General features: G+C 57.3%; 17 protein-coding genes. 16 read left to right on the forward strand and 1 reads right to left on the reverse strand.

What is annotated here, in order from left to right; all coding sequences use genetic code 11:
- Positions 1–14 precede the first annotated feature (14 nt).
- The 15 genes from atpA to G411_RS0109375 all read left to right on the forward strand — a co-directional run bounded on the left by atpA (position 15) and on the right by G411_RS0109375 (position 18,008).
- Positions 15–1,559: a F0F1 ATP synthase subunit alpha gene (gene atpA / locus G411_RS0109300; RefSeq protein ID WP_022958925.1), complete on the forward strand. Its 1,545-nt coding sequence runs from the start codon at positions 15–17 to the stop codon at positions 1,557–1,559.
- A 52-nt stretch (positions 1,560–1,611) separates the two neighbouring features.
- Positions 1,612–2,478 carry a F0F1 ATP synthase subunit gamma gene (gene atpG / locus G411_RS0109305; RefSeq protein WP_022958926.1) on the forward strand — a complete coding sequence of 289 codons (867 nt, stop codon included), beginning with the start codon at positions 1,612–1,614 and terminating at the stop codon, positions 2,476–2,478.
- Between the two features lie 53 nt (positions 2,479–2,531).
- Positions 2,532–3,929 carry a F0F1 ATP synthase subunit beta gene (gene atpD / locus G411_RS0109310; protein ID WP_022958927.1) on the forward strand — a complete coding sequence of 466 codons (1,398 nt, stop codon included), beginning with the start codon at positions 2,532–2,534 and terminating at the stop codon, positions 3,927–3,929.
- A 39-nt stretch (positions 3,930–3,968) separates the two neighbouring features.
- Positions 3,969–4,394 carry a F0F1 ATP synthase subunit epsilon gene (locus G411_RS0109315; protein WP_022958928.1) on the forward strand — a complete coding sequence of 142 codons (426 nt, stop codon included), beginning with the start codon at positions 3,969–3,971 and terminating at the stop codon, positions 4,392–4,394.
- 517 nt (positions 4,395–4,911) lie between these two features.
- On the forward strand, positions 4,912–5,937 hold the full coding sequence (locus tag G411_RS19955) for a hypothetical protein (RefSeq protein ID WP_022958929.1): 1,026 nt from the start codon (positions 4,912–4,914) through the stop codon (positions 5,935–5,937).
- Between the two features lie 170 nt (positions 5,938–6,107).
- Positions 6,108–6,257 (forward strand): hypothetical protein, encoded by a 150-nt coding sequence (locus G411_RS22110; RefSeq protein ID WP_211218300.1) that lies wholly within the window; start codon positions 6,108–6,110, stop codon positions 6,255–6,257.
- An 85-nt stretch (positions 6,258–6,342) separates the two neighbouring features.
- Positions 6,343–6,720, forward strand: coding sequence for a hypothetical protein (locus G411_RS21425; protein ID WP_022958931.1), 378 nt, complete (start codon positions 6,343–6,345; stop codon positions 6,718–6,720).
- Positions 6,721–6,952: 232 nt separating this feature from the next.
- The gene (locus G411_RS0109340; protein ID WP_245542376.1) at positions 6,953–7,678 is read left to right on the forward strand and encodes a spermidine synthase family protein; all 726 of its coding nucleotides are present in this window, start codon (positions 6,953–6,955) and stop codon (positions 7,676–7,678) included.
- 4 nt (positions 7,679–7,682) lie between these two features.
- Positions 7,683–8,279: a DUF2238 domain-containing protein gene (locus tag G411_RS0109345; RefSeq protein WP_022958934.1), complete on the forward strand. Its 597-nt coding sequence runs from the start codon at positions 7,683–7,685 to the stop codon at positions 8,277–8,279.
- 153 nt (positions 8,280–8,432) lie between these two features.
- Positions 8,433–9,794 carry a bifunctional UDP-N-acetylglucosamine diphosphorylase/glucosamine-1-phosphate N-acetyltransferase GlmU gene (gene glmU, locus G411_RS0109350; RefSeq protein ID WP_022958935.1) on the forward strand — a complete coding sequence of 454 codons (1,362 nt, stop codon included), beginning with the start codon at positions 8,433–8,435 and terminating at the stop codon, positions 9,792–9,794.
- A 25-nt stretch (positions 9,795–9,819) separates the two neighbouring features.
- Positions 9,820–11,649 (forward strand): glutamine--fructose-6-phosphate transaminase (isomerizing), encoded by a 1,830-nt coding sequence (gene glmS / locus G411_RS0109355; RefSeq protein ID WP_022958936.1) that lies wholly within the window; start codon positions 9,820–9,822, stop codon positions 11,647–11,649.
- 285 nt (positions 11,650–11,934) lie between these two features.
- The gene (locus G411_RS0109360) at positions 11,935–13,116 is read left to right on the forward strand and encodes an acetyl-CoA C-acyltransferase family protein (protein WP_022958937.1); all 1,182 of its coding nucleotides are present in this window, start codon (positions 11,935–11,937) and stop codon (positions 13,114–13,116) included.
- A gap of 422 nt (positions 13,117–13,538) precedes the next feature.
- Positions 13,539–15,935, forward strand: a complete 2,397-nt coding sequence (locus G411_RS0109365; protein ID WP_157581196.1) for a TonB-dependent receptor — start codon at positions 13,539–13,541, stop codon at positions 15,933–15,935.
- 168 nt (positions 15,936–16,103) lie between these two features.
- Entirely contained in the window at positions 16,104–16,961 is an 858-nt protein-coding gene (locus G411_RS0109370) for a TIGR03619 family F420-dependent LLM class oxidoreductase (RefSeq protein ID WP_022958939.1), read from the forward strand.
- A 135-nt stretch (positions 16,962–17,096) separates the two neighbouring features.
- Positions 17,097–18,008, forward strand: a complete 912-nt coding sequence (locus G411_RS0109375; protein WP_022958940.1) for a pirin family protein — start codon at positions 17,097–17,099, stop codon at positions 18,006–18,008.
- A 3-nt stretch (positions 18,009–18,011) separates the two neighbouring features.
- Here G411_RS0109375 and G411_RS19965 read toward each other — a convergent pair whose 3' ends face one another.
- On the reverse strand, positions 18,012–19,784 hold the full coding sequence (locus G411_RS19965) for a monovalent cation:proton antiporter-2 (CPA2) family protein (RefSeq protein ID WP_022958941.1): 1,773 nt from the start codon (positions 19,782–19,784) through the stop codon (positions 18,012–18,014).
- 94 nt (positions 19,785–19,878) lie between these two features.
- Here G411_RS19965 and G411_RS0109385 point away from each other — a divergent pair, with 94 nt between their 5' ends.
- Entirely contained in the window at positions 19,879–20,832 is a 954-nt protein-coding gene (locus G411_RS0109385) for a quinone oxidoreductase family protein (protein ID WP_022958942.1), read from the forward strand.
- The last annotated feature ends 4 nt before the right edge of the window (positions 20,833–20,836 follow it).

Raw genomic sequence — 20,836 nt, forward strand, 5'->3', positions numbered from 1 at the left:
TTGAGGAACAGAGCATGCAGCAACTGAACCCCTCCGAGATTAGCGATATTATCAAGCAGCGCATCGAAAAACTGGATGTGACCGCTGAAGCCCAAAATGAGGGCACTATCGTCTCGGTTTCTGACGGTATCGTACGTATCCACGGCCTGACCGATGTGATGTACGGTGAAATGATCGAATTCGAGGGTGGCCTTTTTGGTATGGCCCTTAACCTCGAACGCGATTCAGTGGGCGCGGTCGTCCTGGGCGATTACTTCGGTATCGCCGAAGGGCAAACCTGTAAATGTACCGGCCGCATTTTGGAAGTGCCGGTAGGCCCCGAACTGCAAGGCCGCGTTATCGACGCACTGGGTAACCCCATCGACGGTAAAGGCCCCATCGACGCCAAACTGACCGACGCTGTCGAGAAAGTTGCCCCCGGTGTTATCTGGCGTCAATCGGTAGACCAGCCCGTGCAAATCGGTCTGAAAGCCGTTGACTCCATGGTACCCATCGGCCGCGGCCAGCGTGAGCTGATCATCGGCGACCGCCAGATCGGTAAAACCGCCATCGCCGTCGACGCCATCATCAACCAGAAAGACTCTGGTATTAAGTGTATCTACGTTGCTGTAGGCCAGAAGGCCTCTTCTATTGCTGCCGTTGTGCGCAAACTGGAAGAGCACGGCGCCATGGATCACACCGTTATCGTTGCAGCGACCGCTTCTGATCCCGCGTCAATGCAGTTCATTGCACCGTTCACCGGCTGTACTATCGGCGAATACTACCGCGACCGCGGTGAAGACGCGCTGATCATCTACGACGACCTGACCAAGCAAGCTTGGGCTTACCGCCAGATCTCCCTGCTGCTGCGTCGTCCGCCGGGCCGTGAAGCTTACCCCGGTGATGTTTTCTACCTCCACTCGCGTCTGCTCGAGCGCGCCGCGCGCGTCTCTGCTGACTACGTAGAGAAGTTCACCAACGGTGAAGTGAAAGGCAAAACCGGTTCATTGACCGCCCTGCCGATCATTGAAACCCAGGCAGGTGACGTATCGGCCTTCGTACCGACCAACGTTATCTCCATCACCGACGGTCAGATCTTCCTCGAAACCGATATGTTCAACGCCGGTATCCGTCCGTCGATGAACGCCGGTATCTCGGTATCGCGGGTTGGTGGTGCGGCACAGACCAAAATCATCAAGAAACTGTCCGGCGGTATCCGTACTGCACTGGCACAGTATCGCGAACTGGCGGCCTTCTCTCAGTTTGCCTCTGACCTCGACGACGCCACCAAGGCTCAGCTGGATCAGGGTGAGCGCGTTACCGAGCTGATGAAGCAAAAGCAATACAGCCCGCTGAGCATTGCCGACATGGCACTGTCACTGTACTGCGCTAATGAAGGTCACCTGAAAGACGTTGAAGTCGCCAAGGTGCTGGACTTCGAATCTGCGATCCAATCCTTCGCGCACGCCGAGTACGGCGACGTGATGAAACAGATCAACGAGTCCGGCAACTGGAATGACGAGCTGGAAGGCAAGTTCAAAGAACTGGTCGAAAAGTTCAAGTCTACCCAGACTTGGTAAGACGGATAAAGCGTCCCTTCGGGGGCGCTTTGCTGCTTGAGGATTTTTAAACATGGCAGGTGCAAAAGAAATACGCACCCAGATCTCCAGCATCAAGAGCACGCAGAAAATCACCAGCGCCATGGAAATGGTGGCGGCGAGCAAAATGCGCAAAGCTCAAGATCGCATGGAAGTGGGTAAGCCCTACGCGCAGCGTATGCGCGCAGTGGTTGGGCATATCGCCAATGCCAATCCGGAATACCGCCACCAGTATATGGAAGAGCGGGAAGTCAAGCGCGTCGGTTTCGTTATCGTCTCCACAGACCGTGGTCTCTGTGGCGGTTTGAACACCAACCTGTTCAAAGCGGCCCTCAAGTCCATGCAAAGCTGGTCCGAGAAAAACGTCGACGTTGACCTCTGCCTCATTGGCGGCAAGGCAGCCGGCTTTTTCAAAAACTACGGTGGCAACACTGTGGCTGCAGTGCGCGACATGGGTGAAGCACCCAGCGTTTCCGATCTGATCGGCAGCGTGAAAACCATGCTGGACGCCTACAGCGAAGGCAAGATCGACCGTCTGTACTTGGTGGGCAATGAGTTCATCAACACCATGACGCAGAGCCCCTTCGTGCGCCAACTGCTGCCACTGGAAGCCGAGCAGGACGACAGCCTGAAACACCACTGGGACTATATCTACGAGCCCACTCCGGAAGAACTGCTGGAAGGACTGCTGACCCGCTACGTCGAGTCACAGGTTTACCAGACAGTGGTTGAAAACGGAGCCTGTGAACAGGCGGCCCGGATGATCGCGATGAAAAACGCCACCGACAACGCGGGCGAAATCATCGACGGTCTGCAATTGGTCTACAACAAAGCCCGTCAGGCAGCCATCACGCAAGAGCTGTCCGAGATTGTTGGCGGTGCGGCGGCGGTATCGTCTTAAGACGATACCGGCAACGGATTTTGAATTTTTAAGGTTTTTAAGAGGAACCTAACATGAGTAGCGGACGTATCGTACAAGTCATCGGCGCCGTTATCGACGTGGAGTTTCCGCGCGATGCCGTGCCTCAGGTTTATGATGCACTGACAGTTACCGACAGCGGTCTGACCCTGGAAGTACAACAGCAATTGGGTGATGGCGTAGTACGCGCGATCGCACTGGGTTCTTCCGAAGGTCTGCGTCGTGGACTGGACGTTGACAACACCAAAGAAAAAATCAAAGTACCCGTGGGTATCGAAACCCTGGGTCGCATCATGGACGTACTCGGCAACCCCATCGACGAGTGCGGCCCCATCGGCGAAAAAGAGCGCATGGAAATCCACCGCGCTGCGCCCAAATACGAAGAGCTCGCGGCCTCTGCCGACCTGCTGGAAACTGGAATCAAGGTTATCGACCTGGTTTGCCCGTTCGCCAAGGGTGGTAAAGTCGGTCTGTTCGGTGGTGCCGGTGTAGGTAAAACCGTCAACATGATGGAACTGATCAACAACATCGCTACCGAGCACAGCGGTCTGTCAGTCTTCGCCGGTGTGGGTGAGCGGACCCGTGAAGGTAACGACTTCTACCACGAAATGCAGGAAGCTGGCGTTGTAAACGTCAAAGAGTTCAGCAAATCGAAAGTAGCGATGGTCTACGGCCAGATGAACGAGCCGCCGGGCAACCGTCTGCGCGTGGCCCTGACGGGTCTGACCATGGCTGAGAAATTCCGTGACGAAGGTCGTGACGTACTGCTGTTCGTCGACAACATCTACCGTTACACACTGGCCGGTACCGAAGTATCTGCACTGCTGGGTCGTATGCCTTCAGCGGTAGGTTACCAGCCCACCCTGGCGGAAGAGATGGGTGTTCTTCAGGAGCGCATCACCTCAACCAAAACCGGTTCTATCACCTCTATCCAGGCGGTATACGTACCGGCGGATGACTTGACTGACCCGTCACCGGCCACCACCTTTGCTCACTTGGATTCAACGGTTGTACTGAGCCGTGATATCGCCGCCAAAGGTATCTACCCTGCGGTAGATCCGCTGGACTCCACCTCTCGTCAGCTCGATCCCCTGCTGGTCGGTCAAGAGCACTACGAAGTGGCCCGCGGTGTACAGACCGTACTTCAGCGCTACAAAGAGCTGAAAGACATCATCGCCATCCTGGGTATGGACGAACTGTCTGAAGAAGACAAAATGACCGTAGAGCGTGCGCGTAAAATCGAGCGCTTCCTGTCACAGCCTTTCCACGTTGCGGAAATCTTCACCGGCAGCCCCGGTAAGTACGTGTCGCTAAAAGACACCATTTCCAGCTTCAAAGGCATTCTGAACGGTGACTACGACCACCTGCCAGAGCAGGCTTTCTACATGGTCGGCACCATCGAAGAAGCCATCGAGAAAGCGTCTAAACTGTAAGTCCGCGCAAGCGGGCTTCACGCCTAAGAGGCAGAAGATATGGCTATGACTATACATTGCGACATCGTAAGTGCCGAAGAAGAAATCTTCTCCGGCCGCGCCAAACTGATCGTTGCCAATGGTATCCAGGGCGACCTAGGTGTGACCTACGGCCACGCGCCGCTACTCACCTCACTCGAGCCGGGTCCGGTTCGTGTCGTCATGGACAACGGTGAAGAGCAAGTTTACTACGTGTCCGGTGGCTACCTCGAAGTGCAGCCCAATGTGGTCAGCATTCTGGCTGATACTGCATTGCGTGCCGACGACCTCGACGAGGCAGCCGCGCTGGAAGCGCAGAAACAAGCGCAGCACGATATGCTGAATCAGAACGCGGATATTGATTATTCGCGGGCGGCAGCGCGGTTGGCGGCAGCCACGGCGCAGTTGCGGACCTTGCAGCAGATTCGCAAGGCGATGAGCAAGTAATTCCTTTATTGGAATTGCATGAGAAAGGCGGCTTCGGTCGCCTTTTTTTGTGTCTGGGTTTTGTGGAGGGGGGGTCGAAGGGGTGAAAGCGTTGTAGCGGGTATGTCGCGTTTCGGGGCTCCTAACCGGACAGGTTGATCAATCGCTTTATTCCTTCCTTGGATCATATTTTTTGTTTCGCCCTGCTGGGCGACTCACTTTCTCTTTGCGTGCCCAAAGAGAAAGTAAGCAAAGAGAAAGGGCACCCCGCATCACTGTCGTCGGCTAATCGCCGCCGATCCCTTGCGCGCGGCGCGGCCAGCTCGGGCGCTGCGGAACTCACCTGTCGGCTCAAACAGTCCTCGCGCAATTCCCGAACTGACCGCGCCGTGCTCAGCAGTGCTGAGGGGAGGGGAGAGCGAGTCCGTGCAAAGTTAGAGTAAGGCGAAGCAGTCTATGCAAGAAAAAACATCTGCATTAAGCTGAACTTAACAAAGGACTGTACGCGATATATAAGTGTTAGGAGACAGGAGATATCATGCCAAAGGTCGTTTATCCTAATTCATGCGACGCAAAATCCGTTTTCCAATTTTGCTCAGAGATATCCTCACTGAAGGGTGAAGATGAAGTCAAAATCGACTTTACCTCGATGGGAAGAATAGAGCCCTTCACAATGATTTACATTGCAAAATTTATAAGAGAGTTCAATCGGGCTAATCCGAAAACCTCTGTAAGGTGTGGTGGATTTCAAAACAAAGAATACGCCGCCAATATGGCCTTTTTTCGAGCATTTGGTTTGAAGCATGGAAGGGAACCGAATTGTGTAGATGGAAATGATCGATTCGTCCCTTTCACTATTTTAAGAGTTCAGACGATAGTTGATGAAGCAACTGAAGAGTGGAAAAACGAACAAGACATTATTGAAAAAAGAGCGGAGCATTTATCTAAAATACTATCTCAAAGCCAGACTGGAAATCTCGTTGATGCACTAACATTTTCAATCAGAGAGATCATGAGGAATGTATATGAGCATAGCAAATCGAAAAGCATAGAATATTGTGCGCAATATTGGCCATCGTATGAAAAAGTTGAAATTGCAATTGGTGATTCCGGTATTGGGCTACGGGAATCTTTGCAAGACAATCCTTATATACAGGTATCAAATGATAGCGACGCAATACAGCAGGCCTTAATGCCAGCTATATCAAGTAAGAATTATGAAGGTGCCATTATTGATACTAATGATCCTTGGCATAATTCTGGTTTTGGACTTTATATGATTAATCGAATATGCCGCCTTGGTGGTAATTTTCTAATATGCAGCGGTGATCATGCGATCAAACTGGATGAAAACGGTAAGGAGCATATTGATCTAGGGCATCGATGCAAAGGTGTCGTTGTCAGAATGGTATTAAATACAAGTAGGCTGATCGCATTATCGGAAATGCTCAAGAAATTTAGAAATGAAGGGTACGAGACAGCCAAAAAAATAAAGGGTGTTGGTCTATACGAAGCATCTGCGGCTTCACAAATGCTTTCTAGAGACTTTGATAACGGCGCTTAACAATGCCAAGTCCTATAGGGACAAAAAGTTGTTGCCGGAACTCATTTCAGTCCGCCCGTATTGTCGGTGTTAATCGCTGTCTCGTCGTTTAGAGCGGTTTTTCCCATCGCACTCTGCTATCTTCCCTCCGTGATTTCCACTGCCAATGAGCATACCCGCCTGTGTCGCTGATGTTTGAAGAGATTGATAGTCAGAAGTCGCCAATTGAGGAGATTTCGCTTCGCCGTCGCCGGATTCCGGCATTTGGGGAGCGGGACATCTATGAGGTGAAGCTCGGCGATGAGTTTTTGATGGTGTGTATGTTTTACACGGCAGATTAGGTTTTGTCGACGTTGGCGCTGCGGTGTTAAGCGTAGTATTTTTAATAATTAAATAGTCTTATTAGAGTCAGCTAAGGAGAGCGAGATGAAGAAGGTATTTGTACTAGCGATGCTTGTCGTTGTTACGGGCTGTACAACCTTGAAAGATGCCCAGAGCGCAAAGGGCACGGGGGAGTTTCGGAGTTACCCGCATTCCTATGACCGGGTATGGGGCGCCGCGCGGCAGGTGGTTGAGTCGTCTAAGTTGGATCTTATCGTCGCAGACAGGGAAGGGGGGAAAATCCTGGCGCAGAAGGGTATGTCGGCATTTAGCTATGGGGAGAATGTTGCGGTATTTGTTGATCCGGAGGGCGCTGATTCAACGAAGGTTGAGGTGGTTTCCAAGCGGTCGCTGCAAACGAATATTACGGCCAAGAACTGGAGCAGTTACATTCTCGATAAGATTTCGGAGATGCTTCAGTAGTCGGTCGCAGTCCCGAGACTTGGTTGGCGATGCAGGACATGTTTGACCTCTGGGCGGCGCGCAGGACGGTGAATCTCGATCAGCTGCAGCCTTTGGATTTTCAGGCCGCCTAGTCGCTGGCCCAATGGCGGCAAGCCTCGGCCTCCCGGTTCGGGGCGGCTTTCCTTGCTGCACTCTGTTATCTTCCCTCCGTGATTTCCACTGCCAATGAGAATACCCGCCTGTGTCGCTGATGTTTGAAGAGATTGATAGCCAGGAGTCGCCAATTGGGGAGATTTCGCTTCGCCGTCGCCGGATTCCGGCATTTGGGGAGCGGGACATCTATGAGGTGAAGCTCGGCGATGAGTTTTTGATGTCGAGTATGTTTTACGCGGCGGAGGAGGCATTGTCGACGCTGGGGCTGGCGGCGGTACAGGGGGAGGACTTACGTGTGGTGGTGGGCGGTTTGGGCCTCGGCTACACAGCGGTAAAGGCGCTGGAGGATGCGCGGATTGCCGAGTTGCTGGTGGTGGAGGCGCTGGATACGGTGATTGGCTGGCACCGGAATGAGTTGGTGCCGCTGGGCCGTGTGTTAAATGCGGATGCGCGCAACCGCTATGTGTTGGGCAGTTTTTTCGATCTGGCAACCTCGCCGGAGACCGGCTTTGATCCGGACTGTGACGGTCAGCGCGTCGACGCGATTCTGCTGGATATCGACCATTCCCCCACCGAGTATTTGAATTCGGCGAACGCGAGTTTTTATACGACGGATAATCTGTCGCTGATGGCGCAGCAGTTGCGGCCGGGCGGGGTGTTTGCGATGTGGTCGCAGAATTTGCCGGATGCCGAGTTTGAGGCGCTGTTGAAAACGGTATTTCCGTCGGTGGAATCCCATGTGGTGGCGTTCTACAACCCTTTTCAGAATAACGAAGCGACGAATTCGGTGTATGTCTGCGTAACGGCAGAGCAGGGGCGTTAAGACGATGGCAAAAGCACTGTGGTTGATCGTGTTTTTCGCGGTGCTGCTGTGGTCGGCGGTGAACCCCCACGATCGCATCACCTGGTGGTTGGAAGTTGCTCCGGCGCTGATCGGTTTTGGCTTGATAGTGACGACTTACAAACGCTTTCCGCTTACCCCACTGCTGTACGGCCTGGTTCTGGCGCACTGTGTGGTGCTGATGGTTGGCGGTCATTACACCTATGCCGAAGTGCCCGGTTTTACCGGTTGGTTCGGCAGCGAGCGCAATAACTACGACAAGATCGGTCATTTCTTTCAGGGCTTTGTTCCCGCCATCCTGGCGCGTGAAATCCTCATTCGTAAACAGGTAGTGAACGGTAGCCGCTGGCTGGCGCTGTTCGTGGTGTCGGTGTGCCTCGCCTTCAGCGCCTTTTACGAGCTGATTGAGTGGTGGGTGGCCGAACTGAGCGGCGAAGGCGCCGAGGCGTTTCTCGGTACCCAGGGCTATGTCTGGGATACCCAATCCGATATGGCGCTGGCGCTACTTGGCAGTATCGCGGCGCTATTGAGCCTGTCGGCAGTTCACACTCGCCAGTTGCAGCGATTGCCAAAAATGGCTTGATGCGTGGCCGTAGGCACTAACGCCGACGTTTTTGCTGTTAAATTCCGCCATTGTTACCGATTTTGCCCGCCTGCAGCGGCCTGCGCTGGTCGCCATGAGCCGCATTCGCTACCATTCACCCCTGTTTTTCAAACGCCTCGATAGGAAAATTCTGTGTCTCTGGAAGTGATTATTTTGGCAGCGGGTCAGGGCACCCGCATGCGCTCTAAAAAGCCGAAGGTATTGCACCCACTGGCGGGCAAGCCGATGCTTCAGCACGCCATTGATGCGGCCGCGCAAACGTCGCCGGCGGCGATTCATGTGGTGGTGGGGCACGGCGCCGAGCAGGTGAAGGTGGCGGTGGCGCATCCCGCCCTGCAATGGGCCTTGCAGGCCGAGCAAAAGGGCACTGGCCACGCGGTGGCGCAGGGGCTGGATGCGGTTGCCGACGAGGCCACGGTATTGATTACCTACGGCGATGTGCCGCTGGTGCGCGCCGAAACTTTGCAGAATATGGTGGATCGCTGTGCCGATAATTTGGTGCTGCTGACCGCCACGCTGGATAACCCCACGGGCTACGGCCGGATTATTCGCGATGCCTCCGGCGCGGTGCAGGCGATTGTCGAGCAGAAAGATGCGACCGCTGAGCAGTTGGCGGTGCAGGAAGTGAATACCGGCATGATGGCGCTGCCCGCCAAATACCTGCGCGAGTGGCTGCCAAAGCTGTCGGCTAACAATGCCCAGGGCGAGTACTACCTTACCGATATTATTGCCATGGCCGTGGCCCAGGGCGTGGCCGTAGAGGTGGCGCAACCGGCGGCGCTGTGGGAAGTGGAGGGGGTGAACAACCGCCTGCAGTTGAACGCGCTAGAGCGCCAATACCAGCGCCTGCAGGCCGAGGCGCTGATGACCGAGGGCGCGAGCCTGGCCGATGCCGATCGCATTGATATTCGCGGCGCGCTGCACATCGGCCAGGATGTCAGCATCGACGTGAACTGTGTGTTTGAGGGTGAGGTGACCCTTGGCGACGACGTGCAGATTGGCCCCAACTGCGTGATCAGCAATAGCCGCGTGGCGTCGGGCAGTGTGATTCGCGCCAACTCGGTGCTGGAAGATGCCGTGGTCGGCGAGGACTGCACCGTCGGGCCCTTTGCGCGGCTGCGTCCCGGCACCGTGCTGGCCAAGGCCGCGCGTATTGGCAATTTTGTCGAGACCAAGAACGCGCAGGTGGGTGAGGGCAGCAAGATTAATCACCTTAGCTATGTTGGCGATGCGACGCTGGGCAGCAACGTGAATATCGGCGCGGGCACCATTACCTGCAATTACGACGGGGTGAACAAATCCCGCACCGAAATCGGCGATAATGCCTTTGTCGGCTCAAACACCTCGCTGGTGGCGCCGGTGTCGGTGGGCCAATCGGCCACTGTGGCCGCAGGCTCGACCATCACCGGCAATATTGCCGACGGCGAACTGGGAGTGGCCCGGGGCCGACAGCGTAATATACGGGGCTGGAAGCGCCCCCAAAAGCGCTCCTGACAGCGACCAATAGAAGGCAGTAATTATGTGTGGAATCGTCGGGGCAGTCGCCCAGCGTGACGTGGCCGATATTCTGTTAGAGGGCCTGCGCCGCCTGGAGTATCGCGGTTATGACTCGGCCGGCATGGCGGTGATTTCCCCCGAAGGCTACAACGATCGCCGCAAGCGCGTGGGCAAGGTCGAGGCGCTGGCAGAGGCACTGAAAGCGCAGCCGCTGCCGGGGCGCATTGGGGTGGCGCATACCCGCTGGGCCACCCACGGCGAACCCTCCGAAGTGAACGCTCACCCCCATAATTCGGGCAAGCTGTCGCTGGTGCACAACGGCATTATCGAAAACCACGAAGCCCTGCGCGCGCGCCTGCGCAAGCTGGGCTACGAGTTTGTCTCGGCCACCGACACCGAAACCATCGTGCACTTGGTTCACCATTACTACCAGCAGCAGCGCGACCTGCTGGGCGCGGTCAAACTGGCCGTGACCGAGCTGGAAGGCGCCTACGGCCTGGCGGTGATTCACGCCGATCAGCCCGATAAATTGGTGTGCGCCCGCAAAGGCAGTCCGCTGGTGATTGGCATTGGTATTGGCGAAAACTTTATCGCCTCTGACCAGCTCGCATTGCGTCAGGTCACCGACCGCTTTGTGTATCTGGAAGAGGGCGATATTGCTGAAGTCAGCGCCGGTCATTACCGCATCTGGGATGCCCAGCAGCAGCCGGTGGTGCGTGAAGTCAGTCAGATTGATACCGCCGCAGAGTCGGCGGATCGCGGCCACTACCGCCACTATATGCTCAAGGAAATCTACGAGCAGCCGATGGTGATTCAGCGCTCGCTGGCGGCGCGTCTGGGCAGCAAGAAAATTCTGGTCGAAACCCTGGGCGCCCGCGCCAATGAGTTGTTGTCGACCGTGTCGTCGGTGCAGATTGTGGCCTGTGGCACCAGTTACCACGCGGGTATGGTCGCCAAGTATTGGATTGAAGGTGTGGCGGGCGTGCCCTGCCGCGTCGAGGTGGCCAGCGAATTCCGCTACCGTAAATTCAAGGTGCAGGAAAATACCCTGTTCGTGACCATCAGCCAGTCCGGTGAAACGGCCGATACCCTGGCGGCGTTGCGTCTCGCCAAAACATTGGGTTACTCCGCCAGTCTGGCAATCTGTAATGTAGCGCTCAGCTCACTGGTGCGCGAATCCGATATGTACCTGATGACCGAGGCCGGGCCGGAGATCGGTGTGGCATCGACCAAGGCGTTTACCACACAGTTGGTGGCGCTGCTGCTGCTGACCGTCGCGCTGGGTCGCCATCACGACCTCAGCGAGTCCGACGAGGAAGCGATTGTTGCCGCGCTGCACCGCCTGCCCGTTCAGCTCGACGAAGCCCTTGCGCTGGACAGTGCGATCCAGCAGATGTCCGAAGCCTTTGCCGACAAGCATCACGCCCTGTTCCTCGGGCGGGGTGCACAGTGGCCAGTGGCGATGGAAGGGGCACTCAAGCTCAAGGAAATTTCCTATATCCACGCCGAAAGCTATCCGGCGGGTGAACTGAAGCACGGCCCGCTGGCACTGGTCGACAGCGATATGCCGGTGATTGCGGTGGCACCCAACGACGAGCTGTTGGAAAAACTGAAATCCAATCTGCAGGAAGTGCAGGCGCGCGGCGGCCAGTTGTTTGTGTTTGCCGACAAGGCAGCGGGCTTTGAAGCCGCGGATGGCCTGCAGATTATTGAACTGCCCCACGTTATCGATATTGTCGCGCCCATCCTCTATACCCTGCCGCTGCAATTGCTCAGCTATCACGTGGCGATTCTGAAAGGCACCGACGTCGACCAGCCCAGAAACCTGGCCAAGTCAGTGACGGTTGAGTAAGCGCCTACTATCGGTAGTGTTTCCTTTTTATAAGGCTTTGTAGGGTGAGGAACACGTACGGCGCAGTGCATGCTCATCTTAGAAGTTTCACTGCCGGTGTATACTGAATAGTTGCGAACGTCCGCTGACTCGATAAATCCCGTGAATGCGCGGGATTTTCCCTGCTTATTGTATTGGTGTCGCTTATCGCTATAGTAGCGCCTATCCTTGTGACCCCCTCGTGCTGTATGCCTGCAGTGCTTGCGGAGCCTCTACGCTACCGTTGACCAAACAGGAGAAGAATTCATGACCCAGGAAGTAGTTGTATTAAGTGCGGCCCGTTCGGGTATCGGGACCTACGGTGGTGGCCTGAGCGGCATTGAGCCCCATGAGCTGGGCGGCCAGATCATGAAAGCGGCGATTGATCGCTCTTCTGTGGATCCGCAACACATCAATTACGTGACCGTCGGTAACTGCATTCCCACTGATTCCCGCTACGCCTACGTGGCGCGTGTTGCTTCCATCCAGGCTGGCCTGCCGATGGACTCGGTGGCGATGGGTGTAAACCGCCTGTGCAGCTCTGGCCTGCAGGCCATTGTGACCACCGCGCAGAACATCATGCTGGGCGACTGTGACTACGGCATCGGCGGCGGCGTGGAAGTCATGTCGCGCAGCGCCTACCTGTCCCCCAGCATGCGCAACGGCGCGCGCATGGGCAATGTCGAAATGCTGGACGCAATGACCTCGGCGCTGACCGATCCTTTTGGTGTCGGCCACATGGGCATCACCGCCGAAAACCTCGCCGAGAAGTGGGGCATCAGCCGCGAAGAACAAGACGCCTTTGCCGCAGAATCCCACCGCCGTGCAGCCGCTGCCATTGAAGCCGGTTACTTCAAAGAGCAGATTGCGCCGGTGACCCTGAAAACCCGCAAGGGTGACGTTATCTTTGACACCGACGAGCACGTTAAGCCGGGCACCACGGCTGAGACGCTGGCTAAACTGCGTCCGGCCTTCAAAAAAGACGGCACCGTTACAGCGGGCAACGCCTCCGGTCTGAATGACGGCGCGGCCTTCATGGTACTGGCCTCGGCGCAAGCGGCTGAGAAAGCGGGCCAAAAACCCATCGCGCGCGTTGTCTCCTACGCGGTAGCGGGCGTACCGAACCACATCATGGGCGAAGGCCCGATCCCGGCCACCATCAAAGCGCTGAGCAAGGCGGGCCTGTCTGTGGCAGATATGGACGTGATTGAGTCCAACGAAGCCTTTGCCTCCCAGGCGCTGGCGGTTGCCAAAGGCTTGGAGCTGGATCTCAGTAAAACCAACCCCAACGGCGGCGCCATCGCTCTGGGCCACCCAGTCGGCTGCTCCGGCGCGTTTATCGCCACCAAGGCGATTTACGAACTGCAGCGCACCGGCGGTAAGTACGCGCTGGTCACCATGTGCATTGGCGGCGGTCAGGGTATCGCGGTTATTTTCGAGCGCGTGTAAGCGCCTTTGCGGCGGCCACTCGGCCGCCGTGTCCCCCCATTTTTCCTGTCGGCCTCTGCCATAACGACTCTTCTCAGTCGTTAATTTTTGTATCGTTGCCTCCCTGTTTTGACGGTGTTACCGAAAACCAAGCAGCTAACGGAATAATTATTTCGCGTTACGTTGCTGGCAACTTGTGTAATCACGTTCCCTACTTGTTCTAACACTTTTGTTATTTATCGTGACATTTTCTGCACGAGTCGCTGCTGATGTCACTTATAAAACCGCCGCTATGTCACTCTAACGATCGTGGTTGTTCGTAAAACTACGTATGCCAATAGTGGTTACAGGTCAATAACTTGTGCCCCGCCTGAACACAAGCAGCCGCCGGCAAATGGCGGCTCGAATAAATCCATAGATTGCGGGCAGGGAGAAGCAAAATAATGAGAAACATGATGGGGACGCCGCGGTTGTTGGCCGCGGCGATATTGGCTGCGCCGATGGTCCAGGCTGCCGAGTCGGGTGCTTATGCATTGGAAGAGGTGGTGGTAACCGCGCAGAAGAAAGCCGAGTCTTTGCAGGATGCGCCTATTTCATTGACGGCCTTTGGTCAGCAGGAGCTGGAGACCAAGGGCATTAACAGCCTGTCGGATATTGGCGCGAATGTGCCGAGCATGAGCATTCAGCCGTTTCCGATTAACAACGCCACACTGCGAATTTTCATTCGCGGTATTGGTATTTCCGATGCGCAGATTACCCAGGACCCGCCGGTCGGCGTGTACATGGACGGGGTGTATATTGCCCGCTCCACCGGCACCGCGCTGGATGTGGCCGACCTGGAGCGCATCGAAATTCTGCGCGGCCCGCAGGGCACGTTGTACGGCCGCAACACGACCGGTGGCGCGGTGAACCTGGTCACACGCAAGCCCAGCACAGAGGCCTTGGAGTTTGAGCAGAAGTTCACAGTAGGCGACCGCAGCCTGTTTACCTCCAAGACCTCGGCCAATATTCCCGTAACCGACACGCTCGCGGCCAAGCTGGCATTCATGACGACACAGCAGGACGGTTTTATTGAGAACACCGGGCCGGGCGGCGACTATGGCGACCGCGAGGTACAGGGTTACCGCCTCGACGTGCGCTGGGATGTCAACGAGACCATGACGCTCGATTATGCCTACGACCGCTCAGAGCTGGATTACTACAACACCAGTTATCAGGCGGTGACCCGGCCGCTGGGTGACAAAGGTCAGGCCGAGCCGATTAAAGAACATGCCAGTGAGCAGACAGTTTACAGCAGTCGCCGCCTGGACAAGATGGCGACCGGCAAGCCACTGGAAGAGTCCAATACAGAGATTACCGGCCACGCGCTGACGTTCACCGCCGGTTTCGATGGCGGCGAATTCAAGTACATTGCGGCCTACCGGGAGTTGAGTGATGCGTCCTACGCCGATATTGGCGGTGGTGCCGGGTCCACCGAGTTTCGTCTGGATACGCACCGCTACAAGGGGCAGGCAACAAACGATGAGTGGACGCCCTTGGTAAAACCGCTGGTTACCCAGCGTCAGCGCTCCCACGAGCTTCAGGTGTCTGGCGATGCCTGGGATTCGCGTCTGGAGTATCTGGTGGGTGCCTATTATTTCAAAGAACGCGCGATCGAAGACAACTCGCCGCTGCACCACCAGTTGAGTGCTGATGCCCGCATTCCGGGGGTGCCGTTCCGGGTGCACGTGGTGAACCTGCTGTCGCAGCACTATGAGATTGAAAACGAGGCGATGGCCTTTTTCGGTCAGGCGACCTGGACGCCGAATGTGCTGGAAGATCGCCTGCAGCTGACATTTGGTGCGCGCCATTCCCGCGATAAACGCTCGGCCATTAAAAACCAGACCGACCTGAATATTGCCGAGCTTTACGGTCTTGCCCTCGACTTGCCCTGGGGCACCATCGACCAGAGCGATCCGGGGCGGCAATTCGACGATGTGGAAGCCTCGAAGAAGTTTGACGATAACTCCTTCAGCTTCGTGGCCGAGTACGACCTGACCGACAGTATCAATCTGTACGGCAAGGTCAACGAAGCCTACAAGAGCGGTGGTTTTAATACCCGCGATCCCCAGCGCGATGGCAATCAGGGTCCGGCCAGTGACGGCATCGACTATGGCTTCGGTTTTGTCGACGGATTTGATGAAGAGAAAGTGCGCTCCATGGAACTGGGTATCAAGAGCGAGCTGATGGATCGCCGACTGCGCATCAACGCCGATATCTTCAAAAGCGTCTACAGCGACATGCAGCTGAACTTCATTCTGGACGGCACCGTTGCCGATACCAAAATCACCAATGCGGGCGAAGCGGAAATGCAGGGGCTGGAAGCGGATATCACCTTTATGGCGACCCGCAATCTGCTGCTGATGCTCAACTACGCCTACCTCGATGCCGAAGTCACCAAGGCGCGCGATGTTAACGGCCAGGATGTGAGCGATCAGTTTGTGTTCTTTGCGGCACCGGAGCAGAGCTATACCGCCGTTGCCGACTGGACCATTGCCGATGCCGACTGGGGACGTTTGGGTCTGAACGTCAGCTACAACTACATGGATGAGCGCAACGGCGGCTCACTGGCGTCAAATGTGAAAAACACCCGGCTGGAGGCCTATGGCGTTTGGAATGCTCGCCTGGGTCTGAACGAGATGCCGCTGGCGGGTGGCATGCTGTCCGTCGCGGCCTGGGGTAAAAATCTGCTGGATGAAGAGTACGCGATCAGCGCTATCGACAATCAGCCCCAAGCCGACCGATCTGTGCTGTGGGGAGATCCGCGCAGCTACGGGGTAGACCTGATCTACCGCTACTGAGCTGAACTGGGTGTCCTTCACCCTCTTGCCGCCTGCGGGCGGCTTTTTTGTCTCTGCGCTACGGCCCTCTCCTCCATATGCCGTATTCCACCCGGCGGGGTCTTTCCCGCATGTTCTATGCTTGCACCGGCGTTCAACGCTGCGAATACATAATAATGGAGAATAACGATGCACCTGGGTTTCAGTTCCATGAACACGGTCCACGATCCTCGTCCGGCGGATCTGGCGAAAATCCTCGAAGAGGCCGGTTTCGAGTCGCTGTGGTACGGCGAGCACAGCCACATCCCCATGTCGCGTAAAACGCCCTATCCCCCCGGCGGAGAATTGCCCGAGCCCTACAAGGAAATGATGGACCCCTACATCTCGTTGATGGAAGCAGCTGCGGTAACCAGCAAGCTGAAACTGGGTACCGGCATTGCGCTGCTGCTGGAGCGGGAGCTGCTGTCCCAGGCCAAGACCATCGCAACCCTTGACCGTCTGTCTGAGGGGCGCCTGATCATCGGCACCGGGGTGGGCTGGAATGAAGAGGAATTCGAAAACGCGACAAAGCTGCCGTGGAAACGCCGTTATCTCGGTCTGAAAGAAACCGTCGCTGCCACTCGTGCGCTGTTCCGCGACGAGGCGCCGGAATACCACGGTGAGCTGATCGACTTCGATCCAGTGTGGTTCGAGCCGAAGCCCGTGCAGGCCGGTGGTCCCAAGTTTCTGTTCGGCGCAATGGGGCCGCTGGGCACCAAGCACGCCGCCATGTGGGCTGATGGCTGGATGCCCGTCGACGTGGTGATGCCGGATGTGGGCGAGGGCATTGCTGCCTTTCATCAGGCCGTAAAAGACTTCGGCCGTAACCCCGACGACGTGGAAATTACCATGGTCGCGATGGGCGAGATCACGGCCGACTTGCTCAAGCGCTACCGTGATTTGGGTATCCACCGCGTGAACATCGGTGTCGGCATGGAGAACTGGAACAAGCCCGAGATCATCATGCCGATGATCGAACAGTTCTCGAAAATCATCCCCGAGCTCTAGTCATACTTTTCCGCCGGGCGCGCTCTGCCCCCGGCTTTCGTTTTTTCGCTGGGGCACCGTTGGCAACAGTGGCGACCTGAAGCGCTTCGTGCACTACACTTTGTCCGGACAACTACTCTCTGGGGAGAGGAAACCATGAGTAACCTGGGCCGGGTGTGTGAACAGGATGGTGCGGTTCACGATGGCGGTGACCGCATCGAGATGGTTCTCGATGGCAAGGAGAAAGCACTGGGCGGTTTTTCCGTGCGTCGGGTGCTGCCGAGTGTGCGGCGCAAACTGGTGGGGCCGTGGATCTTCTTCGATCATATGGGGCCGGCGGATTTCCCCGCCGGGCAGGGGGTCGATGTGCGCCCGCACCCGCATATCGGTATTGCGACGGTGACTTATCTGTTTGAGGGCGAGATGCTGCACCGGGATTCACTGGGCAGCGAGCAGCGGATTCGTCCGGGTGATATCAATCTGATGGTTGCGGGCCGGGGTATTGTGCACTCCGAGCGCCAGCGCCCGGAAGTGCTGGCGGCTCCCCAGCGCATGCACGGACTGCAACTCTGGCTGGCGCTGCCCATTGGGCAGGAAGAGATTGATCCGGCGTTTTATCACTACCCCGATGCTGATATCCCCGCTGTTGATGTTGGGGGAGTGGCGGTGCGGGTGATGATGGGCAGCGCCTACGGGGTGACCGCGCCGGTGAAAACCTACGCAGAAACCCTGTACCTGGAAGCGCGGCTTGAAGCCGGTCAATCATTGGTATTGCCTGAGGCGGAGGAGCGTGCGGTCTACGTGGTGGAAGGGTCACTGACAGTTGGGGATCGTCATCTGCCCCAGCACAGCATGGCGATTCTCCGGCCCGGCGAGCAGTGTGTGGCGGCGGAGGAAGAGAGTCGGCTGGCATTGATCGGTGGCGAGTCCTTCGAGAAACGCTACATCGACTGGAATTTCGTTTCCAGCCGCAAAGAGCGGATTGAGCAGGCCCGCGACGACTGGCGCAACGGGCGCTTTCCCTCTGTACCGGGTGACGATGTCGAGTTTATTCCTCTGCCGGAATAGCCTTCAGTCCAGCGACAGGGGTTCAGGCTGCACCGGCCTGATGTGCAGTTTGTCGCTGCCGGCCATGATGCCTTCGTCCACTTGTTGGCGGAGGCGCTCCAGGTCACGGCGGCGAATGTCGGCGATAATGCGGCTGGCGAGTGCCTCGTCGGCGCCCATGCCGATCAGGGTTTGGCGGCTGAGCGCCAGTGCCGATTCAAAGCACTCCCGCACGCTGAAGTCGGCGTTCAGGGCTTTCAGCTCGATGGAGTGCAGGCGGTCGTAAGAGCGTACATAAACCCGCGCCTCCGGGTTCTCCTTTTTCACCAGTTCCACTATTTGACTGTTGCGCTGCGGGTTGTTGGTGGCGATCACCACGGCCTTCACATTGGCAATGCCCGCCGCCCGTAAAATCTCCCGGCGGCTGCCGTCGCCAAAGTGCACTCTAAAGCCAAAGCGGCGGGCGTCTTCAATGCGGCGACTGTCATTGTCCAGCGTGACCACTTGCAGGCCGTTGGCAAACAGCGGTTGCGAGACCATCTGCCCGAAGCGGCCAAAGCCGATAATCAGCACGCTGCCGACGGCGTCGGAGTAATCCTCTTCGGGGTCGCCGCTACGCTGCTGGCGCAGTAACAGCGGCAGCAATTTATCGGTGAGCCCGGCCAGTGCCATGGATACCGAGATGATGCAGATCAGCACCGATGACAGCTCGGCGCCCAGCAGCCCGGTTCCTGCGGCGGCGGCAAACAGCACAAAACCGAATTCACCGTGTTGGGACAGCCCCAGCGCGGTGCGCACCGAGGTATTGTGTTCGCTGCCAAACCATCGCGTGACCGCGTACAGGCCCAGGGCTTTCAGCGCCATCGCCAGCGGCGCGGCGGCGACAATAATCAACGCGTTGTCGAGGATGGTCTGAATATCGAGCGACAGACCGACGGCCATAAAGAACAGGCCGAGAAACAGCCCGCGAAAGGGTTCGATATCGGCTTCGATCTCGTGGCGGTAAGAGGACTCTGCCAGCATCACACCGGCGAGAAAGCTGCCCATCGCATAAGACATGCCCGCGACATCCATCAGCAGTGCGGCGGCGATGACAATGCCCAGGGCGGTTGCCGTCATAATTTCCGGCACGCCAGACTTGGACAGCAGGCTGAACATCGGGCTCAGCAAATACCGTCCGGTCAAAATCAGCAGCAGAATGGCAAGCAAGGCAATACCAATATTGGCAGCGCTGTCGGCCAGACTGAGCGAGTCGTTGGCGGGGGCCAGCAGCGCTGCCAGCAGCAACAGCGGTACGATGGCCAAATCCTGAAACAGCAGGATGCTGAAGGCCTTGCGGCCGTGCAGGGTATTGCGCTCGCGACGCTCATCCAGCTGCGTCATCACGATGGCGGTGGACGACAGCGCCAGGCCCAGGCCGACAATAATGGCGGCGGTGGGCGCAATCCCGCACAGCGCTGCGGCAACCGCGAGCAGTGCGCCGCAGCCCAACATTTGTGCGAGACCGAGTCCGAAAATATCGCCGCGCATTTGCCACAGGGTCTGAGGCTTCAGCTCCAGACCAATAACGAAGAGGAACAGCACTACGCCGAATTCGGAGAAGTGCAGCAGCTCTTCAGGGTGTTCAGAAAAATTGCCCGCATAGGCAAGGTTGACCACAATACCGGCTAACAGATAGCCGAGAATGGTGCCCAGCCCCAGCTTCTTCATCAGCGGGGTAAACAGGCAGGCCGCTGCAATCAGCGACAGGGTTTGCCAGAAGAGCAGTTCGAGGTGGCTAGGTTGGTAGTCGATCACGGGCGCGTCCTGAATGTAGGGTGGTGGGCTGGTGGGGGAAACGCAAAGTAAACAGGGTAGAAGTGTAGCCCGAGTACTGCCTCAGGGAGGCCGAATGAAAGCCGCAATTGTAGAAAAATTTGGTGAACTGCCGCACTACGGCGAGTTTGATGTGCCTCAGCCGGGTGATGGCCAGCAACGGGTATGGGTGAAAGCGGCGGCGCTGTCGCAACTGGTGCGCGCCCAGGCGGCGGGTCGTCACTACAGCAGTGCACAGCCGCCACTGGTGCCGGGGGCGGATGGTGTGGGTGTGCTGGAAAATGGCCAGCGGGTGTACTTCGCCTTTCCAGCGCCGCCGTTTGGCAGTATGGCAGAACAGGTGGTGGTGGACAGCGGCAATATCGTGGCCTTGCCGGACCACCTCGATGACATCACCGCAGCGGCGATGGCGAATCCCGCCATGTCTTCCTGGGCGGCGCTGGTGGAACGGCTGAATTTTCAGCCCGGACAGCGGGTATTGGTCAACGGTGCCAATGGTGCGTCGGGAAGGCTGGCGGTTCAGATTGCCCGCCATCTCGGCGCCGAACACATTGTGGCAACCGCGCGCTCACGCTCGGCGGAATCCGAACTGAAAGCGCTGGGCGCCGATGCCTTCATCAGCTTGGAACACCCCCACGACGAATTAACAGCCGCGTTCCAAGCGGTGCTCGCCGAAGGTATGGATGCCGTACTGGACTACGTTTGGGGGCCATCGATGGAAGCGCTGCTGGCGGCACTGCCGAAAGCCCGTGGGCGCGCGGCAGCGCCGCCGGTGCGAATCGTGAATATGGGCTCTCTGGCGGGGGAGCAGATTAGCCTCAAGGCGTCGATGCTGCGCAGTGCAGACCTGAAGATGATGGGCAGTGGCCTCGGCAGTGTTTCCCAAGCGGGTCTGCTGCGCAGTATCGCGGCCGCCTTTGCCGCCGCAGAAACGGCTGGACTGAAGATTGCAACCCAGGTTTTGCCTCTGGCTGAGGTTGCGCAAGCCTGGCGGATAACCGGACCCGAACGCGTGGTGCTGCGACCCTGACAGC

This window comes from Spongiibacter tropicus DSM 19543 (assembly GCF_000420325.1).
GTDB classification, from domain to species: Bacteria; Pseudomonadota; Gammaproteobacteria; order Pseudomonadales; family Spongiibacteraceae; genus Spongiibacter; species Spongiibacter tropicus.